This window comes from Crassaminicella thermophila (assembly GCF_008152325.1).
Taxonomy (GTDB): Bacteria; Bacillota; Clostridia; order Peptostreptococcales; family Thermotaleaceae; genus Crassaminicella_A; species Crassaminicella_A thermophila.
Map to the genome: position 1 here is coordinate 1,761,928 of NZ_CP042243.1, position 24,197 is coordinate 1,786,124.

General features: G+C 29.4%; 22 protein-coding genes. 2 read left to right on the forward strand and 20 right to left on the reverse strand.

The genetic code is table 11. The features are described 5' to 3' along the window. Positions 1–170 precede the first annotated feature (170 nt). Entirely contained in the window at positions 171–1,529 is a 1,359-nt protein-coding gene (locus tag FQB35_RS08545; RefSeq protein WP_148809575.1) for a YjiH family protein, read from the forward strand. Positions 1,530–1,646: 117 nt separating this feature from the next. On the opposite strand, the gene FQB35_RS08550 is transcribed toward FQB35_RS08545, so the two are convergent. The 6 genes from FQB35_RS08550 to FQB35_RS08575 form a co-directional block, all read right to left on the reverse strand. Beyond that, entirely contained in the window at positions 1,647–2,120 is a 474-nt protein-coding gene (locus FQB35_RS08550; protein WP_148809576.1) for a PTS sugar transporter subunit IIA, read from the reverse strand. A gap of 11 nt (positions 2,121–2,131) precedes the next feature. After that, positions 2,132–2,887 (reverse strand): glucosamine-6-phosphate deaminase, encoded by a 756-nt coding sequence (gene nagB / locus FQB35_RS08555; protein ID WP_148809577.1) that lies wholly within the window; start codon positions 2,885–2,887, stop codon positions 2,132–2,134. Continuing rightward, positions 2,887–4,038 (reverse strand): N-acetylglucosamine-6-phosphate deacetylase, encoded by a 1,152-nt coding sequence (gene nagA / locus FQB35_RS08560; RefSeq protein WP_148809578.1) that lies wholly within the window; start codon positions 4,036–4,038, stop codon positions 2,887–2,889. Before nagA ends, nagB begins: the two co-directional genes overlap by 1 nt. A 51-nt stretch (positions 4,039–4,089) precedes the next feature. Next, positions 4,090–5,463 (reverse strand): N-acetylglucosamine-specific PTS transporter subunit IIBC, encoded by a 1,374-nt coding sequence (gene nagE, locus FQB35_RS08565; RefSeq protein WP_408625500.1) that lies wholly within the window; start codon positions 5,461–5,463, stop codon positions 4,090–4,092. A gap of 121 nt (positions 5,464–5,584) precedes the next feature. Further along, entirely contained in the window at positions 5,585–6,427 is an 843-nt protein-coding gene (locus tag FQB35_RS08570) for a PRD domain-containing protein (RefSeq protein WP_148809579.1), read from the reverse strand. A gap of 349 nt (positions 6,428–6,776) precedes the next feature. Next, a complete protein-coding gene (locus FQB35_RS08575; protein ID WP_148809580.1) occupies positions 6,777–7,712 on the reverse strand; it encodes a M15 family metallopeptidase in 936 nt (311 codons plus the stop codon). A 195-nt stretch (positions 7,713–7,907) separates the two neighbouring features. Between FQB35_RS08575 and speD the strand changes: the two genes are divergently transcribed. Further along, a complete protein-coding gene (gene speD / locus FQB35_RS08580) occupies positions 7,908–8,732 on the forward strand; it encodes an adenosylmethionine decarboxylase (protein WP_148809581.1) in 825 nt (274 codons plus the stop codon). A gap of 100 nt (positions 8,733–8,832) precedes the next feature. Here speD and FQB35_RS08585 read toward each other — a convergent pair whose 3' ends face one another. From FQB35_RS08585 to FQB35_RS08650, 14 genes are all read right to left on the reverse strand, one after another. After that, entirely contained in the window at positions 8,833–10,071 is a 1,239-nt protein-coding gene (locus tag FQB35_RS08585) for an efflux RND transporter periplasmic adaptor subunit (protein ID WP_168198293.1), read from the reverse strand. A gap of 12 nt (positions 10,072–10,083) precedes the next feature. Next, on the reverse strand, positions 10,084–12,402 hold the full coding sequence (locus FQB35_RS08590) for an ABC transporter permease (protein WP_231701767.1): 2,319 nt from the start codon (positions 12,400–12,402) through the stop codon (positions 10,084–10,086). Positions 12,403–12,434: 32 nt separating this feature from the next. Further along, entirely contained in the window at positions 12,435–13,145 is a 711-nt protein-coding gene (locus FQB35_RS08595) for an ABC transporter ATP-binding protein (RefSeq protein WP_148809584.1), read from the reverse strand. A 182-nt stretch (positions 13,146–13,327) separates the two neighbouring features. After that, entirely contained in the window at positions 13,328–14,455 is a 1,128-nt protein-coding gene (locus tag FQB35_RS08600) for a DHHW family protein (protein WP_231701768.1), read from the reverse strand. A gap of 14 nt (positions 14,456–14,469) precedes the next feature. After that, positions 14,470–15,891 (reverse strand): MBOAT family O-acyltransferase, encoded by a 1,422-nt coding sequence (locus FQB35_RS08605; RefSeq protein ID WP_148809585.1) that lies wholly within the window; start codon positions 15,889–15,891, stop codon positions 14,470–14,472. A 77-nt stretch (positions 15,892–15,968) separates the two neighbouring features. Beyond that, positions 15,969–16,460: a DUF4358 domain-containing protein gene (locus FQB35_RS08610; RefSeq protein WP_148809586.1), complete on the reverse strand. Its 492-nt coding sequence runs from the start codon at positions 16,458–16,460 to the stop codon at positions 15,969–15,971. A 206-nt stretch (positions 16,461–16,666) separates the two neighbouring features. Continuing rightward, a complete protein-coding gene (pdxT, locus tag FQB35_RS08615; RefSeq protein ID WP_148809587.1) occupies positions 16,667–17,245 on the reverse strand; it encodes a pyridoxal 5'-phosphate synthase glutaminase subunit PdxT in 579 nt (192 codons plus the stop codon). A 1-nt stretch (position 17,246) separates the two neighbouring features. Beyond that, positions 17,247–18,125, reverse strand: a complete 879-nt coding sequence (gene pdxS, locus FQB35_RS08620) for a pyridoxal 5'-phosphate synthase lyase subunit PdxS (protein ID WP_148809588.1) — start codon at positions 18,123–18,125, stop codon at positions 17,247–17,249. A 184-nt stretch (positions 18,126–18,309) separates the two neighbouring features. Continuing rightward, positions 18,310–19,635, reverse strand: coding sequence for a pyrimidine-nucleoside phosphorylase (locus FQB35_RS08625; protein WP_148809589.1), 1,326 nt, complete (start codon positions 19,633–19,635; stop codon positions 18,310–18,312). Positions 19,636–19,657: 22 nt separating this feature from the next. Continuing rightward, entirely contained in the window at positions 19,658–20,047 is a 390-nt protein-coding gene (locus tag FQB35_RS08630; protein ID WP_148809590.1) for a cytidine deaminase, read from the reverse strand. An 81-nt stretch (positions 20,048–20,128) separates the two neighbouring features. After that, a complete protein-coding gene (gene deoC, locus FQB35_RS08635; protein ID WP_148809591.1) occupies positions 20,129–20,797 on the reverse strand; it encodes a deoxyribose-phosphate aldolase in 669 nt (222 codons plus the stop codon). A 123-nt stretch (positions 20,798–20,920) separates the two neighbouring features. Continuing rightward, a complete protein-coding gene (locus tag FQB35_RS08640; RefSeq protein WP_148809592.1) occupies positions 20,921–21,943 on the reverse strand; it encodes a LacI family DNA-binding transcriptional regulator in 1,023 nt (340 codons plus the stop codon). Positions 21,944–22,183: 240 nt separating this feature from the next. After that, positions 22,184–23,233 carry an FAD:protein FMN transferase gene (locus FQB35_RS08645; protein WP_148809593.1) on the reverse strand — a complete coding sequence of 350 codons (1,050 nt, stop codon included), beginning with the start codon at positions 23,231–23,233 and terminating at the stop codon, positions 22,184–22,186. 74 nt (positions 23,234–23,307) lie between these two features. Further along, on the reverse strand, positions 23,308–24,177 hold the full coding sequence (locus FQB35_RS08650) for an EamA family transporter (protein ID WP_148809594.1): 870 nt from the start codon (positions 24,175–24,177) through the stop codon (positions 23,308–23,310). Between the last annotated feature and the right edge of the window lie 20 nt (positions 24,178–24,197).

A 24,197-nucleotide genomic window follows, 5' to 3' on the forward strand; every position in this document is an offset into this window, starting at 1 on the left:
ATCTTGTATAACTGGGCTCTGCTTAGATCTACATTGACCTAAGCAGAGATGTTTTTTTTTTACAAAAATCACCTATTATCTTTTGTATTTTATCTCTTGGCAATTTTATATTTATGCATTATAATAGACGAGTATTGTCGCATAAATATTCACAGTAAAGGAGTAAAACTATGGAAAAACCAATAAATTTTAATTATTCATCAACTAACTTACTAAAATTTATCATACCATCATTAATAGGCACTCTGCTTTTCATGACGCCCATTTTATATCATGGAGAAGTTACAATTCCTATTGCAATACTTTCTAATTTTGTTTTAAAGCATCTTAACAATCTATTACCAGCAATTATGACAGGAATTATATGTATTACTTTTTTAGGTACAATTATTACAAAACTATTTAAACCTCAAATGATTTTAAACAGTAAGTTTTTAAATACATTATTTAATGTATCTCCATTATGGTTTAGTTCTCGTATTCTAGGTACTATATTTGCAATTTCTACATTTTACAAGATAGGTCCTGAGTGGATCTGGTCAGAAAATACAGGTGGTCTTTTATTAAATGATTTACTTCCTATTTTATTTGCAGTGTTTCTTTTTGCAGGTATGTTTATACCATTATTATTAGATTTTGGATTGTTAGAATTTTTCGGTGCTTTGCTTACAAAAATAATGCGTCCTATTTTTACTTTGCCTGGACGTTCTTCAATAGACTGTATTGCATCTTGGCTTGGAGATGGAACAATCGGCGTACTTCTTACAAGCAAGCAATATGAGGACGGTTATTATACAAAAAGAGAAGCAGCTGTTATTGGGACAACCTTCTCAGCCGTTTCAATAACTTTCAGCCTTGTAGTAATTTCTCAAGTGAATCTTGGACACATGTTTGTTCCATTTTATTTAACGATTCTTTTAGCTGGAATAACAGCAGCAATGATAACACCACGTATACCACCCCTATCAAAAAAACCTGACACATATTTTAACAATGTGAAAAAAGATGATTCAGAAGCAATTCCAAAAAACTATTCTTCTTTTAAATGGGGTCTAGAAAAAGCAGTAGAAAAAGCTAGTAAAAATGATAATCCTATGAACTTCATAAAACAAGGAGTTCAAAATATTCTTGATATGTGGCTAGGAGTAGCACCTGTAGTTATGGCTATGGGAACACTTGCACTAGTTTTTGCTGAGTATACTCCTATATTCAAATGGTTAGGATTACCTTTTATCCCTTTATTAAAACTTTTACAAGTACCAGAAGCAAAAGAAGCTTCCCAAACACTTGTTGTAGGGTTTGCAGATATGTTCCTTCCTTCAGTTATAGGAACTTCTATTAAAAGTGAGCTAACTCGATTTGTTATAGCATGCGTTTCTGTTACTCAGCTTATTTACATGTCTGAAGTTGGTGGATTACTTTTAGGTTCAAAGATCCCTGTTTCTATAAAAGACTTAATCATTATATTTATTGAACGTACTCTCATTACGCTGCCAATAATTGTGTTTATGGCACATATAATATTTTAATAAATATCCCCTGCTTTTTTTATCTGAAAGCAGGGGATTTATAATTAAAAATATTATTTAATCTAACTTCTTTTTAAATCTTACTGACTTTACATAGAATCATTTCATTTGATTCATCTATTTTTTTATCTTAATTTTTAATATTTCTTCTCCATTATTAAAATTCTTATCTAAACTTTCTACTTTATCCATATTCGTTATAACAATTGGCGTAATGGTATCCTTTCCTGAGTTTTTTATATATGCTAAATTAACTTCAATAATTCCTGTTCCTTTTTTCACTTTACTTCCGACTTCTACAAGTCTTTTGAATCCTTCTCCTTTTAAATCTACTGTATCTATACCTATGTGAACCAATATTTCTAATCCTTCTTCTGTAGTTATACCAAAAGCATGATTCGTAGGAAAAATTTGAGTAATCTTTCCATCACAAGGAGCAACAGCAATATTGTTTTTTGGTTTTACTGCAACTCCATCTCCAAGTAACTTATTTGAGAAAGCTTGGTCACTTACTGTCGTTATATCTCGAATTTCTCCTTCAAAGGGTGATCTTATACTAAATACTTTATTTTTTCTGAACATATTAAACATGATACATCCTCCTATAAATACACTTCATTAATTTTTTCTAAGTTTAATTTAGATGCAGCTTCCTTATCCACTATAAACATTACATCTGGATGCAGTTGTAATACAGATGCTGGAAGTTTAGGAGTTATTTTTCCATAGATAGCCCCATAAATAGCATCTGCTTTTTCTTTTCCACTAGCTAAAAGAAGTATTTTTCTAGCATGCATGATAGTTTTTATCCCCATACTAATTGCTTTAGTAGGAACATCTTCCATAGAATCAAAAAATCTTGAATTATCATTTATAGTCTGTTCATCTAAATTAACCATATGCGTAAGTGCTTCAAATTTTATATCTGGCTCATTAAATCCTATATGTCCATTTCTACCTATTCCTAAAACTTGTAAGTCTATTCCTCCACACTGTCTTATCTTTCTTTCATACTCTAAAGATTCTTGATAGATATCTTTCGCCATACCATTTGGTATATTTACGCTTTCTTTACTAATATTTATAAATTTAAAAAAGTTCTCATGCATATAATAATAATAACTTTGTTTATTTTCCTTATCTAAGCCATAATATTCGTCTAAATTAAAAGTTTTAACTTGCTCAAAATCAATATGTCCATCTTTATAAGTTTTGACAAGATATTTATACATACCTAAAGGTGTAGCTCCTGTAGCAAGTCCTAAGATACTATCAGGCTTTAAAATTATCTGACTAGCTACAATATTAGCCGCTTTTTTACTCATCTCATCATAATCATCAACACAAATAATTCTCATTAGTTTCTCACCTCATATACAGCATTTCCTTCTACTATGGTTTTTAAAATATTTATATTTTTATCGAAAATAACTAAATCTGCTACCTTCCCTTTTTCTATACTTCCTAGTTTATCATCTATATTGATAGCCCTTGCTTGATTTAAGCTAACCATATTTACGATTTCATTCAATTTATAATCCGTATAATCCCTTATGTTTCTTACAGCTTCATTTAACTTTAGTATGCTTCCTGCTAAAGTACCATCCTCAAGTCTTGCACTCTTTTCATCTACAACTACTCTTTGTCCTCCTAATTCATATTCTCCACATTTCATACATCCTGCTCTCATTGAATCTGTAACTAAAATAATTCTATGCTTTTTATTTATATCTATAAAAGCTTGAAAAAAACCTTTATGAACATGAATCGTATCTGCTATTAGCTCACAATATACATCTTTTGAGAATACTGCTCCGACAACACCAGGGTTTCTATGATGAAATCCTGTCATGGCATTAAATGTATGTGTAATATACGTAACACCTCTTTCTATCGCTTTTAATGCTTCTTCAAAAGTAGCATTTGTATGACCCATAGAAAGTCTTATATTTTTATGTTTTTTCATGCTTTCTATAAATTCATAGTTAAGATCTTCTTCTGGTGCAAAGGTTATAATTCTTAAAATATCTAAATAGGGTTTTATTAATTCATAATCAGGTTTTATGATATATTTTTCATTTTGAGCACCTTTGTATTTTTTACTTATAAAAGGACCTTCCATATGAACACCTTGAATTTTTGCCCCTTCTAAATTCTTATCCATACAATTTTTTATGTTTTCTAAAGCACTTATGATAGAATATTTAGACATGGTCATTGTAGTTGGCAAAAAAGATGTTACTCCCGTTTTAGCTATGGATTTTGAAATATTATTTAGTGCTTCAAAATTAGCATCCATTATGTCAAACCCTGCAGATCCATGAATATGCAAATCTATAAAACCAGGCGATATATAATTATTTCTTGCATCCACCACTTCTTCAATACTATCTATTTTTTTTAATTCCTCCTTCTTGACTATATCTATTATTTCTTTATTATACAAAAGTACAAATCCCTCTAAGATAACATCTTCTAAAATGATTTTTCCATTTATAATGGCTTTCATAAAAACATCTCCTAAAAGTTTTAATCATAAATTAGGAACCTGAAGAAGCTATTATAATAGCTTCTTCATTTTTGTAGATAAAATCTCTACCTTTGTTCCCACAATAACTTGCATGTTCTTATCATTAATTTTTAATACGCCTGATGCTCCTAGACGCTTTAGTTTATCTTCATCAACAGCAGCAGTATCTCTTAGTGTAAGTCTAAGCCTAGTTATACAAGAATCTAATTCTATTATATTTGTTTTTCCTCCTAAAGCCTTTAAATACTCACTAGCTAGATAATCCATACTATCTTCCTTGCTTAAATGAACTGAAGTATTTTCCTCTTTATCTTCTCTTCCTGGAGTTTTAATATCAAATTTTTTAATTGCAAATAAAAATACAAAATAGTATACAGCCCCAAATGCCAATCCTATAGGTATTAAAAGCCACCCTTTCGTTGCTAAATTCATATTTATTACATAATCTATTGCTCCCCCAGAAAAACCGAAACCATGAAGTATACCTAGCTTATAAGTCACTGCCATAGATATCCCTGTTAATATTGCATGAATAACATATAAAGCTGGTGCTATAAACATAAACATAAATTCTAATGGTTCAGTAATACCAGTTAAGAAAGCTGTAAAAGCGACTGACCCTAAAACACCTGCTACAGACTTTTTATTTTCCTTCTTAGCTGTAGTATACATAGCTAAAGCTGCCGCTGGAAGACCAAACATCATTACAGGGAAAAATCCAGTCATAAATATTCCTGCATTTGGATCTCCTGCAAAAAACCTATTTAAATCTCCTGTTACACCATTGTATTCTCCAAATATAAACCAAACTATACTGTTCATGATATGATGAAGACCTGTTGGAATCAATAATCTGTTTAATAGTCCATATACAAATAATCCAGCTTCACCTGCTCCTATTATCCAATTTCCTATAGAATCAATTATATTTTGAACATAAGGCCAACCATGACCAAACACAAATCCTAAAGCGATACAAGCTAAAGCAGTTATGATTGGAACAAAACGCTTTCCACTAAAGAAACCTAAATAATCAGGAAGCTTAATATTATGATACTTATTATAAAGATTACCTGCTAAAATACCTGCAATCATACCTGCTAAAACACCCATATTAATATCCCCATTTATAGATTTTGCACAAGAATCTAAAATAAAATATCCTACAGCACCAGCAAGACCTGCTGCTCCTTGATTATCTTTTGCAAAGCCTATTGCTACACCTATTGCAAATAGAATTGGTAGATTTCCAAAAATAGATTCCCCTGCTGCTGTTATAAATGGTAATCCCCATAAAACACCTAGTCTTAAAAGTATGGCTACAACAGGCATTACAGCTATCGGTAGCATTAAAGATTTTCCTAACTTTTGTAACTTACCAAAAATATTACTACTCATAATAATTCCTCCTTTTTTTTCATAAGATTATTTATTATATAACAAAAGGCATAAACCAATAGACGGAAACACTCTTTTTTCCATCTAGTAGGTTTACGCCTGATGAATCAGTAACACACCTAATTTATCATTTAGTTTTCAATCTTTCTATATGAATTGCCATATAACCAAGTTCCTGCTCTGGAACTTCTAATTCATACTCTTCTTCTATTTTTATCTTGATTTTTTTGATTATTTCAAAAGAATCCTTAAACTGCTCCTTTATATTCTCTAAAAGAGGATTTTCTATACATATATTATTTTTTATTCTATCTAAAGCACCTTGCAAATGGTTTATTAGTCTTTTATAATTAAAATCTGTCTTATTTAAATTAATCTTTAGTCCATCTTCAATTATTTCAATTATCTCATTTAAAATTCTAGCATTTTTCATGGTTTCTTTTACATTGATATTTTTCCTAGCAGACTGAAGGTGCATTGCTATAAAGCCTATCTCTCCATAGCCTAAATCTACATTTAAAATCTCCTTTATCATTTGTATTCCTTTAGAAGCAATCTCAAATTCATCTGGATATAAAATTTTAATTTCATCAATAAACGGATTGATTATTTCAAGGCCTGATTTTACACGCTCAATTGCAAAGCCTATATGATCTGTTAATAAAATATGAATATGTGTATTTAAATCTCCTAATTTCATTTCTGCCATATCTATAATTTTTTCACTTATTTCTATAATCTTACAATCTATTTGCTTTACTAATCTAAAATATTCATTTTTTACATTTTCATCATAAGCAACAAAAGATCTTTCTATTTTATCTTCTGAAATATACACCTTCTTATTTTCCTTTTTTCCAAAACCTATACCTGTACCCATAAGTATAGTATCTTCTTTATTTTTAAAATCATAAGCTAATATAATGTTATTATTTAATATCTTTAATATTCTAAAATTCTTTTTGTTCAATATGATCCCTCCCGTATAGACTATGAAAACAAAAAAGACGCAAACTTATATGCAAATACAATCGCTTTTGTATTTGTATATAGGTTTACGCCTGCTTTGCAGTAACACACCTAACTTATCATTTAGTTTTTATAGATAAATGATAACACAATAAGAAAACGTTTGTCAAGCATACTTTTTATAGAAATTATATGTATATATGTATTCATTATCCTATTTTTATTCATATATAAGCCTAATATTAATCATCGTTAAAAACACGCTATATTCCTATTTTCCTAGATTCAGCATAACTAAAAAACAATTCTCAATCATACTTTTTGAGAATTGTCTTTTAACAAAATATAACTTATTTACTCAATCCTTTCTCAATTATCTGAATATAGCTTTTTATAGTAGGATCTTCATAAGGTACTCCATCATACCATGGCTTTTTATAGTTAGTTTTGTCTGAAAAATATCTAGACTTTATAATAAGCTCTGGTCGATATTCAAAATGCAATATATCAAAATGACCCCATTTTCCTCCCCATATAAAATTATTTTTCTCAAATATCTTAACAATTTCCTTTGGATAAGAAGCTAATCTCTTTTGACCATCTTCACGCGAAGCCCATTTCCAATAATCTTTTTTATCTCTTTTAAGATCAATAGCTATTCCAAAGGCATGAGGACTTAATCGATTAGTTCCTGCAATATAACGATAGTTAAAAGTCCCGCTTGTTGGAAATACAAAAGAATAAATATCTTTCCGCTTCTTCATCAATATCATAAGTTCTTTCATAACTTTTTGTAAGGAATCAGCAGCATTATTTTTTCGATTAAATGGGTAATATTTATAACCTACCTTCACTCCTACAAGATTAGACTTTATTTGTTCTTTTGAATTACCATAAACCTCTTTTAGTAATCCATAAACTCTTATACGACCTGGATTTAAAGTTTTTCTCATTAAATTTTTAATAGAATAAATAGGATAAATCTGCTGCATCATGTCTTGTAAATCTGGATTGGATAACTTCTCGTTAAGATTCTTCCTCCTTTTATCATCGTAAAGAATTCTCTTTCCTGATTTCGTTACTATATATATTTTGTTATCTTTTTCCCTTTCTACATCTTTAATATATTCTGGATATGCCATCATTAATGATAAAAGATCTTGTTTCATGATTATATTATATATCCTGTTACGCTCATCCATAGATGTAATATTTTGCAATGATTCTTTTTGTATACACCCTGTAAATAAAACTATACACATCAACATTATAATCATCTTCTTCATAATTTCTTGCATCCCTTCTGTTTATTCTTATTATCCTATTTATTATATGCAAAATATTACATAAAAAATCTATCTTCGACACTTGACTTTTTTATTAAAATTTTTATAATTATATTATTGAAATAAATTTTATTTACTAAAAACAACTTTATTCTAAAATAAATTACTATTTTAAAACCATATTAGAAAAGAGGAATGATATTGGCAAAACAAACACAAAAAAAACTAAAATTATATGGGTTTAATAACTTAACAAAAACATTAAGCTTTAATATTTATGATATTTGTTATACAAAAACAGAAGAAGAACGCAAAAAATATATTGAGTATATTGATGAACAATACAATGCTGATAGACTAACCAAAATTTTAACCAATGTCACAGAAATAATAGGTGCAAGTGTTTTAAATGTTGCAAAACAAGATTATGATCCACAAGGAGCAAGTGTAACTTTATTAATCTCTGAAGAAGAAGTTCCTTTATATGTGCTTGATCCTTCATGTAACAGAGGCATCATAAGTCCGATTCGCAAAAGTGTTGTAGGCCATTTAGATAAAAGTCATGTAACAGTTCATACTTACCCTGAAACCCATCCACAAAATAATATCAGTACATTTAGGGTAGATATTGATGTTTCTACTTGTGGTACCATTTCTCCTATAAATGCATTAAATTATCTAATTGATAGCTTTGATTCAGATATTATTACCATTGATTATAGAGTAAGAGGTTTCACAAGAGATATTGATGGTAGAAAGCATTTTATCGATCATAAAATTAACTCTATCCAAAATTACATTGATAAAAAAACAATTGATCGATATAGTCTAATCGATATGAATATCTATCAATCTAATATATTTCACACAAAAATGAAACTAAAAGATATTAAACTAGATAACTATTTATTTGAAATAAGTGAAGAAGATTTAACAGAAGAAGAACGAAAAGATATTATTCAGAAACTAGATAAAGAAATGACAGAAATATTTTATGGAAAAAATATTCCAAATGTATAATTTTTTAGAAAAGGGACTCAGAAAATATCTGATTCCCTTTTTTTCAGAGATATTCTATGATAATAATCTTTCTACCCTATAAATCTGGGTTTGCATAATTTTATTGAACTTTTTCTTTTATTTTAATACCCTCTTCTAAGTCTTTATATGGAGATAATACAATCTTTTCTCCTTCATTCAATCCTGATACAATCTCTGTCCTATCTTCTCCTTCTACTCCAACTTTAACTTTCTTCAAAATAGCTGTATTGTTTTCAATAGCAAATACATAATTCCCATCTTTATACGTAAAAATTGAACGATCAGGAACGAATAATACGTCTTGTTTCGTCCATAGAATAATTTTTACATCTACTTCATATCCTACTTTTAATTTAGATAGATCTACATTATTTTCAGTAAAATCTATTTCAACTTTTACTCTCTTTTGTTCTATTCCTAAATCAGATGATTTGCTGAATGCTTTTGGATGGATTTTGCTTACGTAACCCTTGCCTTGAAAATTTAAATCATCACTATATATCATTACAGGCATTCCTTCTTGAATATTCCCTATTTCACTAACTAATATATCTGTCTCTAAATATAATTTATCTACATCTCCTATTTCTAAAATTTTAGTTCCTGGCTGCATATATTGTCCTTCTTTTGAATAAATTTCTAAAACAACCCCATCTACAGGAGCCTTAATCATCTTATCTTCTCTATTCTTCTTCAAAAGATCTATTTGATATTTTAGTTCCTCAATCTGTCCTTCATATTGTTTCTTAATATGATTAGAAACCCCTTTTTCTAAAAGAGCTAATTCATTTTCTGCAATCTTTAAGGATTGTTCCTTTAAAGAAAGTTCCTTTAAAGTGCGCTTATACGTATCAAAGCTTACTGCTCCTTTTTCATAAAGCTTTTTATAATTCTCTGCATTCCTTTTTGCCTCTTCTAAATTCACTTTTGCAGAAGTAACCTTTGCCTTCATTTGATTAATTTTTTCTTTATCTGCAGGTTTTATAGCTTCCTCAAAAGCAGCCAGTAAACTTTTAAGCTTTGCCTCTAACCCCTTAATTTGAATATCTATTTCCTTAGTATCTGATTTCGCTAGTAAATCTCCCTTTTTTATAAGATCTCCTACTTCTACATTGATTTCCTTCATTTCATTTGTTCCTTTTGCATAGACTACTCTTTGATTTCTTGATTTTACAATAGCCATCTCATCAACATACGCTGATATATCCCCTCTTTTTACGGTAAAAATTTCTGCTTCAATTGTTTTTGCATCATTACCCATATATACCATGATACTTATTACAACAATTATAATTACTATAATAATTTTTTTCTTCATCATTACACTCCTTTACGAAATTCTGTTTTTTAAAGCTTCCATAAAGTCTAACCCATTTATTTTTCTTAAAGTAAATAGCTGAGACAAACTTACAAAAACAATTGTAAATATACCTGCAAATACATAAGTACTCAGCGCTACATCCGTATCTAATGTATATAACTCCGTATTAAAAGCCTGCATGATCGAATAAACCATATATTTTCCAATCGGTATGCCCATAATAATTCCTAAAATAGTCATTATTCCATTTTCTTTAGAAATAATTCTATAGATTTCTTTCTTCGTAAATCCTAATACCCTTAAGGATGAAAATTCTAATCTTCTTTCAGAAATGCTCATTACCGTAGCATTATAGACGATTGCAAATCCTAATATTCCTGCAAACAAAATCATAATCCCAATTGAAAAAATAGTTAATTTCAAGAACTGTTTAAAAACATTTCTTGAATCTTCTAAAGACTTTATAGAAGTTATATTTTTGGCATTTTCCAACTTTTCCTTTACGTTATCATTAGTATCTAAATATACGCCTGTTATTAATTTTTTGTCTAATAACTTTGTATTCATTTGTTGTATATTCATATATGCATTGATCCCTAAACTTTGCTTAATAATCTCTTTTACCTCTACATATATGTCTTCTCTATCCGGAATAAACGTTTTAATTTTTACCTGTTCTCCCTTTTTTACCCCTAAATATCGTGCTAAATTTTCAGATAATACAATTCCTTTTTTAGGAATATCTATCTTTTTGTTCTTTAGGTTCACAAAATAATAAAATTCTGTATTTTTTTTAAGTCCAATCACAGTTACTACCTTAGATTTCCATCCATAAACAATTTCAAATGGATATTCTATTTTAGGTTCAATCTTATCTGTCTCAACTATATGGGTAATATCATTGATCACTTTCATATGCATAGGTCTGCTAAAATTTATATTATAGTCCATTCTTTGAAACGTACCATAGTGTGTATGAAATATTTTTATAAACAAATGATTTTGATGAAGGGGTATTAAAGTAATAGCATAAGTTAAAGCAATTCCAAATGTAATAAATACAAACCTTTTTTTATTCCTAAAAATATCCCTCAATACTATTTTCCAACTAAAAGAAATTCTTTCCCATAATATGATGATCTTTTCTAACCAAATACTTTTTCCAACCTTAGGTGCTTCCGGACGCATAGATTCAGCTGGTAAAATATTGAGTACTTTTCTTGCTCCTAATAATCCTGAAATAATACAAAAAACTGATGAGATAAAAACAGCTAAAAACATATATCTATAATAAAAATTTATCTTTAACATAGGTATATTGTAAAATTGAATATACAATTTTGTCATATATCCTGATAAAACCATCCCAAAAACTGTTCCAATAATCGCACCAATAATGCCAATCATCAAGGCATATTTAGTATAATGAAAAATAATTTGAACATTATTAAACCCTAGGGCCTTTAATACACCAATCGCCATTCTATCGTTTTTTACAGTTTTTGATACCATAACACCAATAATAATAGCTGCTACGCCTAAAAATACTAAAGGGATAGTATTTGATGATTTTTTCAATTGACTAATTTCCTCAGAGATCATTCTATTACTTAGTTGCTCCTCTTTTGTTATAATTCTTTTTACTCCATATCTCTTTAATATCTTTTCTAATTTTTTCTTTATTTTCTCTACATCATATTCAGATTTAGCCTGTATAACAATTTCATTGTAACTATCTTCAAACCCAAAACTCTGTTGTGCAAACTTATTTGAAACAAACAAGACACCAAACTTCCCTGGTTCAGGTAAAAGACTTTGTTCATCCTCCATCAAATAAATATATTCAGGACTTGCTACGATTCCTTTTACTTTAAGATTATACTCTTTTCCATCTATTTGAAGTTTTAGTATTTGATTTAGCTTAATTTTTCTTGCCTTAGCAAACTGCTCAAGAACCATTACATCTTTAATTTCACTGCTTATATATGCACCTTCCTTCATAAAAAGAGAATTAATAGTTTCATCTTTATCAGGTATGGATATTACTCTTACATTTACCTTCTCCTTTTCATTTTCAACCTTTAATGGAACATCAAATACAACTCTTCCTGCTACCCTTTTTATTCCATTTATATTTTCTAGATTTTTTACATCCTTTTGGGGAATTTTCACTACTTTCACATAAATATCTGCAAAATTTGTAACATGATAATAATCCTTTAAGGTCCTTCCCATATTAATGGCTGCTGCACTTAGAGCAGTATAAAACATAAGTCCTACGATAACTAATGCTGTTATGGCTAGAAACTGTCCCTTTGATTTTTTCATAAACCTTAAAAGCCTCACATCTAATTTATGCATTACCACTCAATCCTTTCAGGGGATACAAGATTTAGATTAATTTTATTTTCAATAATTTTGCCGCTTCTCATTCTAATAACTCGATCAGCCATATTAGCTATAGATGCATTGTGCGTTATAACAATGGTTGTTTTTTTGTATTCCTTATTAATCTTACTTAAAAGAGATAATATAGAAATACCTGTCTTAAAATCCAATGCTCCTGTTGGTTCATCACACAAAAGCAATAAAGGATTTTTCGCTACAGCTCTTGCTATTGCAACTCTTTGTTGTTCCCCCCCACTCAATTGCGATGGAAAATGGTATTTCCTATCACAAAGTCCAATATCCTCTAAAATATGATCTATATTCAATGGATTTTTACATATTTCTGTAGCTAGTTCGACATTTTCTCTAGCAGTTAAATTTGCCATTAGATTATAAAATTGAAATACAAACCCAATTTTATTTCTCCTATACATAGTCAATCTCTTTTCATCAAATGCTGTAATTTCTTCATCTTCTAAGAATACTTGCCCAGCTGTAGGTTTATCCATCCCTCCTAAAATATTTAATAAGGTACTTTTTCCTGAACCACTAGGCCCTAAAATAACAACAAATTCTCCTTTATATATTTCAAAAGTAATATCTTGTAAAGCTTTTACTTTAACTTCACCCATTTGATAATATTTGCTTAGCTTATTTATCCTCATTAAAACTTCTTTCTTCATTGATTCACCCCTTATCTAGCTTGTCCATATGAAATAAATTTCTTAAAAATCTTTATATTATTTTACTTTCATTATAACTTTATTTTCATCATATTAAAAATATCCATCGTATATTCTATATAAAACAAAACACCCTTCATATATAAATATGATTCAAAGGGTGATTTAACCATACATTCTATTTATTTTTTCAAGCAATGCATATTTTCATCTGCTGAAAACATTGCTAGATTGTACAAAAATAAAACTTCTTTGATCTTATGATCTTTGATATAGTTATAAACATCCATCTTATAATATCTTAAATCGATTACGTGAATCTCTTCATAGTGATTCACTAAAAATGGAATAAAACAGTGGGCATAAGAATCTTTAATAATTGCTATCTTCTTATTGTTTTTTACACTTGTTTTTATTTTTACTAAAGAATGGTTTCCATCTAAAAACATGGCATACTTATCTTTCTTATCTAAATGCTTAAATTCATATAACGTATCCGTATACTCATTATCGTCTAAATAAAATACCTCATATTTTATATCAAATAGGGGTTTGAAAATTTCAATAGAATCTGGAACAATATGTCTGTTATTAGCTTTTGAATAAAGAGTACCATAAAATGCATCACTAACCATTTCCGAATGAAAATCATTCATACCATATGGTTTTATTCCTAAATAGTTTGATAATACTTCATATGCATAATAAGCACCTCGCATTGTCCAATGGTGATCTGTTCTAAAATAAATGTATTCATCTTTTTTATCCTTTAATCTATCATATACGTCTATAAATGTTACTCTTTGATTGATATTTTTCTTTATATATTTTATACTATTTAATTGATTGTATGGACTTGAAAAGATGGGTAATTTATCCTCATATATTTTTACTGAATTAGGAACGACTAACAGGTACATTGATATATTTGGCAACTTATTAGCAAATATATTTATACTCTCTATATTCTTCCTTAGTTGTTCATTCGCTTTTTTGTAATCTTCTAGCAAATATCCATCTTTACCAAAGTAAATCCCATTATTCTTTCCTCTTTTTGATAATCGTTCCATATCTGATTTGATAGATACCCAAAAGTTTTTAAACACAAATTGATCTGAAACGTATATCTCGAACCTTTCTGTGAACCTGCCTGAAATTATATTTTTTATTTTAAACTTTGGTAGCTGTGCTAACATACGATTCTCCGATTCTGAAAAACTATTATCAGGTGTTATTAGATTTAGAACAAATATTCCAAATAAAAATGTTATAAACATTATGGTCATGATTTTATTTTTTGGTTGCGTCATTTAAAACCACTTCCTTAGAACCTAAAATATAAAAATGGATTATATGCCTCATCTACTAGATAAGCAGTAGATAAAAACAATATAACAAAATATAGAATAGGTATTACAATATTTTCATAAAATCTCTTTTTATTCCCTTTTAAATGCTTTTGTATAAAATTAGATCTGTTTTTTATGAAAGGGGTTGAACCAATCATCAATACAATGAATAAAAGTATATGGCTATATAGATAATAGATGAATTTAGAATCTAGTAAATTTACATCATAAAATCCAAACATGACCCTAAAATAATCCAATGCTTTCGAGAAATCATCAAATACAAACCATACCCATCCTATCATTAATAAGAAAGCAACATAAACATGTCGGATTGGCCTACATAGCCCTTCTAATATCTTTAATAATCCTGCTTTCTCAATAGCAATAATTATTCCAAAATATAGACCCCAAACAACAAAGTTCCAGCTTGCTCCATGCCAAAGTCCCGTTAAAAACCACACGATAAATAAATTTCTATACATTTTGATTTTGCTTACTTTATTTCCGCCTAATGGAATATATACATAATCTTTAAACCAAGTACTTAAAGAAATATGCCATCTTCTCCAAAACTCCGTAATACTTTGAGATATATATGGATAATGAAAGTTTTCTAAAAAATCAAATCCAAACATCTTACCAAGTCCAATAGACATATCTGAATAACCACTAAAATCAAAATATATTTGAAATGCAAAAGCAATAATTCCTAGCCATGCTGTAAATACACTCATGTCAATCATACTTGTACTTTGTATTTCACTCCATAGCAAACCAATATTGTTAGCTAATAAAACTTTCTTTCCTAACCCTATAATAAATCTTCTTACCCCTTCAGCAAATTGATCGATATTTTCTTTTCGATGATTCATTTGCTTTGCTATCGTTTTATATCTTACAATGGGCCCTGCAATTAATTGAGGAAATAGCATCACATAGGTTGCTAATGCAATTGGACTTTTTTGTACAGGAGCTTGTCTTTGATACACATCAATGGTATATGACATAGTTTGAAATGTGTAAAATGAAATACCAATTGGAAGTGATAAATTAGGTGATATAAAACTTGTGTTTAGTAAATGATTTATATTTTCTATAAAAAAATCTGCATATTTAAAAAATGCCAATAAACTTAAATTTATTAGTATGGAAGATAATACAATAAGTCTTGCCTTTTGATCTTTGTGTCTATATCTTTCTATTAATCGTCCATGTATATAATCAACAATAGATGAAAATATCATCAAAAAAATATAAACAGGCTCTCCCCATGCATAAAATACAAAACTAACCATCAGTAAAATTACATTCTTTATTTTATGAGGCGATATAAAATAAACAAATAATGTTATAGGTAAAAATACGAATAAAAACACTAAGCTGCTAAAAACCATCCTTACAACACTTCCTATTATTTAATCTATAACGAACATTTCACAAAATGAAAAGGTACGAAAAACGTACCTTTTCATTATTTTAAAGCATTATCAAATATTTCTTCCATTTTTTCAGCATCCTCAGAAATCGCTAAAAATATATATTTCCCTTCTACTTTTAGTATATGATTTTTTACAATTTCATAATTTTTAGGAACATAGTTTTCAAAAGCTTTTAATTGCTGCTGAACATGTTTTTCAAATCCTTCTTTTATAACGGATGCTTTTGATGGATCTTTTACTTTTATCACAGCTACTTCTTCTGCAGAAAGATTGATCATTGGATATCTTATAATTCCTTCTTCAACATCTTCTAAATTAATACCATAGCTTGCAATAACTTGTTTGTCAAACTCAGACAATTCTTGATTGGTTAAATTTAATTTTGCTAAACTAGAAACACTTTCAATTTCTTTTTCAATATTCATCATAATCTCTTTTACTGCTACATTAGGCTCTTGTTTGCCACATCCAACTAATGAAATAATTACTAGTACAATTATTGCTACACTTAAACTTTTCTTCACTTCTTTCTCCTCCCTATTTTTATAAATTAATTTTGTTTATTAACAACACTTATTTAGACGCAGTAATTTTTGAAAAGTTCCATACAAATAAAAATTATATTTTGGTAATCAATATTAGAAAATGATAAAATTATATTATTTCCAAAAAAATAAAAGCTTTGAATCATAAACTTATTCAAAGCCTTTTAATTTTATCTAAAAATATTCTATTTAACTTCTTTTATCATATTAATAAAGTATTCATGAAAAGTGGTATCATCTGTCAATTCAGGATGAAAAGAAGTTGCAATCATATTTTTCTGACGTGCCGCTACAATGTTTCCATCAACCCTATGCAGCATATCAACCTTTTCATCCATATCAACAATATATGGAGCTCTAATAAATACCATAGGAATTTCCTTTTCAGATATTCCTTTAATTACTTCTTTTGTAACAAAGCTATCTAGTTGAGACCCATATGCATTTCGTCTTACCTTGATATCCATAACTTTCAGATGAGCATCTTCATCACCATCTAACTCTTTAGCAAGAAGAATCATTCCTGCACATGTTCCCCATACAGGTAGCCCATTGTTTATTTTATCTACTAACACTTCTTTGATTTGAAAATCATTAAGTAGTTTCCCCATTGCTGTGCTTTCCCCACCAGGTAATATAATTCCATCAAGATTCTCTAGCTGTTCAGCTTTTCTTATCTCAATAGCTTCATGCCCTAGTGATTGGATTATTTTTATATGTTCTTTAAATGCACCTTGAAGTGCTAAAACACCTATCTTTTTCATCCTAGTACCCTCTATTCGCCATTCTTTCTTCTTTATCTATTGAATATACATTAATTCCAACCATTGCTTCTCCAAGGTTCTCTGATACTTCAGCTAATATCTTTGGATCATTAAAATGTGTAACAGCTTTCACTATTGCAGCAGCTCTTTTTCTTGGATCTCCAGATTTAAAGATTCCAGAACCAACAAATACACCATCACAACCAAGCTGCATCATCATCGCAGCATCAGCAGGAGTAGCAATCCCACCTGCCGCAAAGTTTACAACAGGAAGTTTTCCATATTCATGAACATACTCCACTAAATGAATAGGCGCTTGTAGTTCTTTTGCTGCATTCATTAATTCTTCTTTAGATAGACCTTGAATTCTTCTGATTTCAGCATTCATCATTCTCATATGTTTAACAGCTTCAATCACATCACCTGTTCCAGGCTCCCCTTTAGTTCTAATCATTGAAGCCCCTTCTCCAATTCTTCTTAAAGCTTCACCTAGATTTTTAGCGCCACAAACAAAAGGAACTTTGAAAGCTTTTTTGTCAATATGAAGAGTTGGGTCAGCAGGTGTTAAAACTTCACTTTCATCTATATAATCTATTTCTAAAGCTTCAAGTATTTGTGCTTCTACAAAATGGCCTATTCTTACCTTTGCCATAACAGGAATAGAAACAGCTTCTTTAATCCCTTTAATCATTTGTGGATCTGAAGCTCTTGCAACACCACCATGTTTTCTAATATCAGCAGGAACCCTTTCAAGAGCCATAACAGCACAAGCGCCTGCTTCTTCAGCAATCTTTGCTTCTTCAGGAGTCGTTACATCCATAATTACTCCACCCTTTAGCATTTGAGCAAGATTTTTATTTAATTCGTATCTATTGTCCATTACAATTCCCCCTTATTTTTATAATTGTATGGGTATTATTATAATTGTACCTCTCATCTTGCTATATATTATGGCACATTTATTATAATTTATCAATACTTTTTTGAAAATTGTATCGTTTTATATCGATTCAATATTACATAGTCCAACAAAATAACCCGACAACTATTTGCCGGGTTGTAAATTAGAATCTATTTATTCCATCTTTTGTAACAATTCCTTTAATCAGTTGTTTTGCTTTTATTTCCTCTTTTACAATCTCATAAGCATCAAAAATCATTTTTGTAGCTATCTCTTGTTTTTCTCCGTCATTTGCATATATTGTAGCAATCGCTTCTCCTTTTTTTACAAAATCTCCAATTTTCTTGTGAAGAACAATTCCTACAGATAAATCAATCTCACTTTCTTTTGTTTCTCTACCTGCACCTAATACTAGGGCAGCTCTTCCTATATCATCAGCTTTTATTCCTTTTACATATCCTTCTTCATTAGATATAACAGATTCTACAATACTTGGTGCAGGCATTAGGGATGGATCATCAACAAACTTTGGATCTCCCCCTTGCGCTTTGACAAGTTCTTTTAATTTTTCAAGCCCTTTACCAGAATCTATAATATCCTCAAGAATTTTTCTTGCTTCTTTTACATCTTTAGCTTTATCTCCTAATACAAGCATATAAGATCCAAGTGTTAAACAAAGTTCTGTAAGATCCTTTGGCCCTTTACCTTTTAATGTTTCAATAGCTTCCTTCACTTCTAATGCATTACCCACAGCAAATCCTAATGGTTGGTCCATATCAGTTATTACTGCAACTGTATTTCTTCCAACATGGGTTCCTATGTCAACCATCTCTTTTGCAAGTTCAAAAGAATCATCTTCTTTTTTCATAAATGCACCACTACCTGTTTTTACATCGAGAACAATTGCATCTGCTCCAGAAGCTATTTTTTTGCTCATAATACTACTAGCAATTAATGACATATTATCCACTGTTGCTGTGACATCTCGAAGTGCATAAAGTTTCTTATCTGCTGGAGCTAAGTTTGCTGTTTGACCAGCAATGGCAATTTTTCTTTCATTTACATTTTGTATAAACTTTTCAATTGGCAGATTTACTGAAAATCCTTCAAAAGATTCTAATTTATCAATTGTTCCTCCAGTATGACCAAGGCCCCTACCAGACATTTTTGCAACAGGTACACCTGCAGCAGCAACTATAGGACCAACAATTAAAGTAGTTGTATCACCAACACCACCTGTACTATGTTTATCTACTTTTTTTCCTTCAATTCCTGATAAATCAATTACTTCTCCACTATTTACCATGGCTTTCGTAAGATCAGCAGTTTCTCTTTTATTCATTTTTTGAAAGTAAATAGCCATCATTAACGCAGAAACTTGATAATCTGGAATTTCGCCTTTTGTATATCCATCAACAAAAAAATTAATTTCTTCTGTTGAAAGTTCTTCTCCATTTCTTTTTTTCATAATTAAATCATACATTCTCATATTTCTCACCTCATAAGCAAAATTATTTTAAGTTTTCTGGTCCAAAGCTGTGTGGCAATAATTCTTTTAACGTATATTCCTTATATTCATCTTCAGATTTTGCAACAATTACTACAATATCTTCACCAAACTCCCTTATTGTTTGTCTACAAACACCACAAGGATAAGTCCATTCTGAATCTCCTGTTATGGCAATAGCAATAAATTTTCTTTCTCCTTCAGAAACAGCTTTGCATATAGCTGTTCTTTCAGCACAAATAGTAGGTGTGTATGATGCAGACTCTATATTGCAACCTGTATATATTTTACCATTATCTGTTAATAACGCAGCCCCCACATGAAATCCAGAATAAGGAGCATAAGCATTCTTCTTAGCTTCTAATGCTTTTTTAACAAGATTTTTTTTATCCATACTTACCTCCTAAATAATGAGTCTTTAATCCTTTACCCAATTTTAGAAAATGTTTTCCTTATACATAATTTGCTGGATCATTTAATATCCAGCATTTGTATCTTTTCTCCCTTCAACAATAGCTATAGATGCACTCGCTCCAATTCTATTAGCTCCAGCATTAATAACAGCTTCAGCATCTTCTCTCGTTCTTACGCCACCTGATGCCTTAACTCCCATATCAGCTCCTACAGTCTCTCTCATAAGTTTGATGTCTTCAACAGTCGCTCCACCTGTTGAAAAGCCTGTTGAAGTTTTTACAAAATCAGCACCAGCTTCTTTAGAAATTTCACATATCTTTACTTTTTCTTCTTCATTTAACAAACAAGTTTCTATAATTACTTTTACTAGAGCCTTTCCTTTTGCTGCATCCACTACAGCTTTAATATCCTCTTTCACTACATCGTATTTTTTAGATTTTAAAGCACCAATATTAATAACCATGTCTATTTCCTGAGCACCATTTTCTATTGCTTGTTTTGTTTCAAAAGCTTTTACTTCTTTTGTTGTAGCACCTAATGGAAAACCTACAACTACACAAGTTTTTACATTCGTTCCTTCTAGTTCTTTTCTTACAAGTGAAGTATAGTATGGGTTTACACATACTGAAGCAAATCCATATTGTTTCGCTTCCATACAAACTTGTTTTATTTGTTCTTCTGTTGCTTGTGGCTTTAATATGGTATGGTCTATAAAGGCTTGAATTTTCATTCTTAACATCTCCTCTTTTTTATAATTTTATTTATATAGGTTTATTTTTATTAACTCGGCTTCAAATTATGTAACCGGTTACAACTTTTTTAATTTAAATATGAATATGTAAAATATTCACATTTATTTTTCTATATATTTCTCTGATCCCTTTAAAACAATATCTGGTAAAAGAGTAATTCTTCTTATTTCTCTACTTTTTTTATTTTTCAAACTATCAATAAGCATTTTCATTCCTGTTCTACCTAATTCTATAGTAGGACCATTAATAAAACTAATATTCATTCCTATAATATTTAATACTTCAAGCTTATCAAAACCTATAATTGCCATATCATTTGGAATATGAATTTTTTCTTCTCGAAATGCTTTTATACATCCTAAAATCATTATATTACTACTTACAAAAATAGCAGTAGGTTTATCCTTCATCTTTAGTATTTTTTTAGTAGCTTCATAAGCTTTTTCATGCTGATAATCGCCATGAAATATATATTCATCATTTATAGGGATATTATAAATCTTTAATGCCTTTTTATATCCAATCAATCTATCTTTTGCAGGCCTAGAGTTCATCCTCCCAGTAATAATTGCTATTTTTCTATGCCCCGCTTTAATAAGAGCTTCTGTTCCTTCATAAGCTCCTTTTATATGATCTACAAAAACACCACTAAAATTAGCATATTTTACGTGTCCATCTACTAATATAATAGGAATTCCAAAATTCTCAAGAGTTCTTAAATACTCACTGTTAAATTCAGTCTCAGCAGAAGTTGGTGTTATAATAATTCCTTGAATTCTCTGCTCTTTTAAAAGTTTAAGGGCTTTTAATTCCTTTTCCATATTTTCATCTGTATCACAAAGAATAATATTTAAATTATGCTCATCAGCTATTTGGCTAATTCCTTTAATAATTTCCCCAAAAAACGGGTTGTTTATCTCTGGAACTATAACACCTATTGTATTTGTTTTACTTGTGGATAAGCTTCTCGCTATAGCACTAGGAGTATAGTTTAATTCTTTGATTGCTTTTAAAACTTTTTGTCTCGTTTCATCTTTTACATATCCTGAATCATTTAAAACTCTCGATACAGTTGCACGGGATACTCCTGCTTCCTTGGCAATATCATTTATTGTAACTGCCATTTTCGTTCCTCCTTATTCTTTTGAGAAACCGTTTGCACAAACATAAAAAAAAACTATTTATATATTTATAATACTCATTAATTTAGATATGATACCGGTTTCATACAGTAACTATACTACATTTTTCTTCTAATTTCAATATATATTTTAAAAAATAGAATAGGTGATATATGGAAATCCCATATATCACTAAATAAATATTACCATATTTTTTCATATTTTGTCCACTTGTAGAGAGCTTCACTCAGATCGTTTTATCAACTTAAAATTCGAATCCGTTAGTGTAAAATACTCAACTAATCCAGAAGTTACATATACTTCAAAATCCTTCGTAATAAAAATAGCCTCTGTATCTTCTAATCTTTCTATAAGCTTTATCCCCTTATTCAGGCCTAATGAAAAAACTGATGTAGATAATGCATCAGCATCAATAGATTTATTTGTAATTATTGAAACTCCTGCTAAATTATTTTCAACAGGATATCCTGTATTTGGGTCTAATATATGATGATAACGTCTACCATCTTCTTCAAAAAACCTCTCGTATATTCCTGAAGTAACAACCGTTTTATTTGCAACGTTCACAAATCCTATAGAATCTCCCCTTTGAGAAAAAGGATTTTGGATCCCTATCTTCCATAGACTTCCATCTGGTTTATTTCCATAAGCAAATACGTTACCACCTAAATTTATAATGGCATGTTTTATATTTTTTTTCTTAAAAATCTTTACAATTTCATCAGATGCATATCCCTTTGCTATACCTCCTAAGTCTAAAATCATACCTTCTTTCTTTAGCATAACACTTTTTTCCGATTCATTTAAAATAACATTATTATAGTTTACCAAATTCTTTTTTATGTGAATATCTTCTTTAGGCGGTACGTGAGCAGATTCTGTTCCAATATTCCAAAGCTTTACAAGAGGTCCAATAGAAATATCAAATCTCCCCTTAGCAAGTTTTGAAAAATATTTTCCCTTCTTTATTACATAATAAGTATCATCAGATACCTTAACAAAATCCTTTCCAGCTTTTGAATTAATATTTATAACTTCACTATTTTCCCTGTTAATTGTCATTTTATTCTCTATTTCTCTAAGTCTGTCAAACACCTTATGAAATACTTCATCTGAAGCATTATCGAAAATTTGAATTGTAACTATCGTCCCTAAAACAAATTCTGTTTTTGAAACTGGTTTATTTTTTGAATTTATTGAACATCCTGAACTTATTATCAAAATAAATATTACACCAATTAGAAAAGTAATTGTTCTTTTTCTATTTGTCATTTAAATTCCTCCATTTAAATATGCCTATCTATTATACCATATAAAGTTAAAGCTTTGGAGATAAATCTCTTAAATTAATGATTATAAAGCAACAACCAACCTCCAATTAATATAAGCATAGCACCAGGTATTTTTTCTTTAATATTTTCTTTAAAAAATATATAAGAAAAAATCATAGTAATAATCATTGAAACTTGGGTAACCGGCTCTGCTATACTCAGTTCCATATGATTTAGAGCTATTAACAAAAAAAGATATGCAAAACCATTAATGGCACCACTAATAATAGAGATAATTTTTTTATTATGAAATACATGATAAATATAATTTTGCTTCTTTTTTATCAATAAAAATATGCCTATATTTAATGAAATAAAAAAATATAAAATAGTAGAATATAATATGGGAGAAGCAGCTATATAAAAATATGTATCTAGTATTCTTCCTAAAGATTGTAATACAACAAACAAAAGCATGAATCTACAAGATTGATCATTCAAAATAAATAAAATAGATTTTAAGGGTGATCCAATCCTTTTTAGTATAGATAATCCAGCAATCATAATTATCACACCAACCACTTTAGTAATGGTTATACTTTCCCCTAAAAATATAAATGATAATAGCATCAAAAATAATGAATTTAAACTATGAATTGGTGTTACTAAAGAAACTTCTCCTATAGCTAAGGCGTTCACATAAGCAACAAAACCTACAGCATATACCAAACTGCTTATATAACACGGTATAATAAATTTAAAATTGTCTACTTCTATAAAAAAATTAAATGGCAGTAAAAATAAACCTCCTATAAAAAAAAACAAAAAACTAGCAGCAATATTGCTATAACTGTCCCCTTCATCATTTCCTAATAACCTTACAACAATTCTTTCAACAGACATCAAAAGTATTCGCAAAATCAAAGCAATATAAGATATAATCATTTTTGTCCCCCTCGTTTTCT

Excerpts from the sequence above, each read along its gene's own strand:
- FQB35_RS08545 (WP_148809575.1), top strand. The coding sequence starts at position 171 with ATGGAAAAACCAATAAATTTTAATTATTCATCAACTAACTTACTAAAA.
- FQB35_RS08550 (WP_148809576.1), bottom strand. The coding sequence starts at position 2,120 with ATGTTTAATATGTTCAGAAAAAATAAAGTATTTAGTATAAGATCACCC.
- nagB (WP_148809577.1), bottom strand. The coding sequence starts at position 2,887 with ATGAGAATTATTTGTGTTGATGATTATGATGAGATGAGTAAAAAAGCG.
- nagA (WP_148809578.1), bottom strand. The coding sequence starts at position 4,038 with ATGAAAGCCATTATAAATGGAAAAATCATTTTAGAAGATGTTATCTTA.
- FQB35_RS08575 (WP_148809580.1), bottom strand. The coding sequence starts at position 7,712 with ATGAAGAAGATGATTATAATGTTGATGTGTATAGTTTTATTTACAGGG.
- speD (WP_148809581.1), top strand. The coding sequence starts at position 7,908 with ATGATATTGGCAAAACAAACACAAAAAAAACTAAAATTATATGGGTTT.
- FQB35_RS08585 (WP_168198293.1), bottom strand. The coding sequence starts at position 10,071 with ATGAAGAAAAAAATTATTATAGTAATTATAATTGTTGTAATAAGTATC.
- FQB35_RS08590 (WP_231701767.1), bottom strand. The coding sequence starts at position 12,402 with ATGAAAAAATCAAAGGGACAGTTTCTAGCCATAACAGCATTAGTTATC.
- FQB35_RS08595 (WP_148809584.1), bottom strand. The coding sequence starts at position 13,145 with ATGAAGAAAGAAGTTTTAATGAGGATAAATAAGCTAAGCAAATATTAT.
- FQB35_RS08600 (WP_231701768.1), bottom strand. The coding sequence starts at position 14,455 with ATGACGCAACCAAAAAATAAAATCATGACCATAATGTTTATAACATTT.
- FQB35_RS08605 (WP_148809585.1), bottom strand. The coding sequence starts at position 15,891 with ATGGTTTTTAGCAGCTTAGTGTTTTTATTCGTATTTTTACCTATAACA.
- pdxT (WP_148809587.1), bottom strand. The coding sequence starts at position 17,245 with ATGAAAAAGATAGGTGTTTTAGCACTTCAAGGTGCATTTAAAGAACAT.
- pdxS (WP_148809588.1), bottom strand. The coding sequence starts at position 18,125 with ATGGACAATAGATACGAATTAAATAAAAATCTTGCTCAAATGCTAAAG.
- FQB35_RS08625 (WP_148809589.1), bottom strand. The coding sequence starts at position 19,635 with ATGAGAATGTATGATTTAATTATGAAAAAAAGAAATGGAGAAGAACTT.
- FQB35_RS08630 (WP_148809590.1), bottom strand. The coding sequence starts at position 20,047 with ATGGATAAAAAAAATCTTGTTAAAAAAGCATTAGAAGCTAAGAAGAAT.
- deoC (WP_148809591.1), bottom strand. The coding sequence starts at position 20,797 with ATGAAAATTCAAGCCTTTATAGACCATACCATATTAAAGCCACAAGCA.
- FQB35_RS08640 (WP_148809592.1), bottom strand. The coding sequence starts at position 21,943 with ATGGCAGTTACAATAAATGATATTGCCAAGGAAGCAGGAGTATCCCGT.
- FQB35_RS08645 (WP_148809593.1), bottom strand. The coding sequence starts at position 23,233 with ATGACAAATAGAAAAAGAACAATTACTTTTCTAATTGGTGTAATATTT.
- FQB35_RS08650 (WP_148809594.1), bottom strand. The coding sequence starts at position 24,177 with ATGATTATATCTTATATTGCTTTGATTTTGCGAATACTTTTGATGTCT.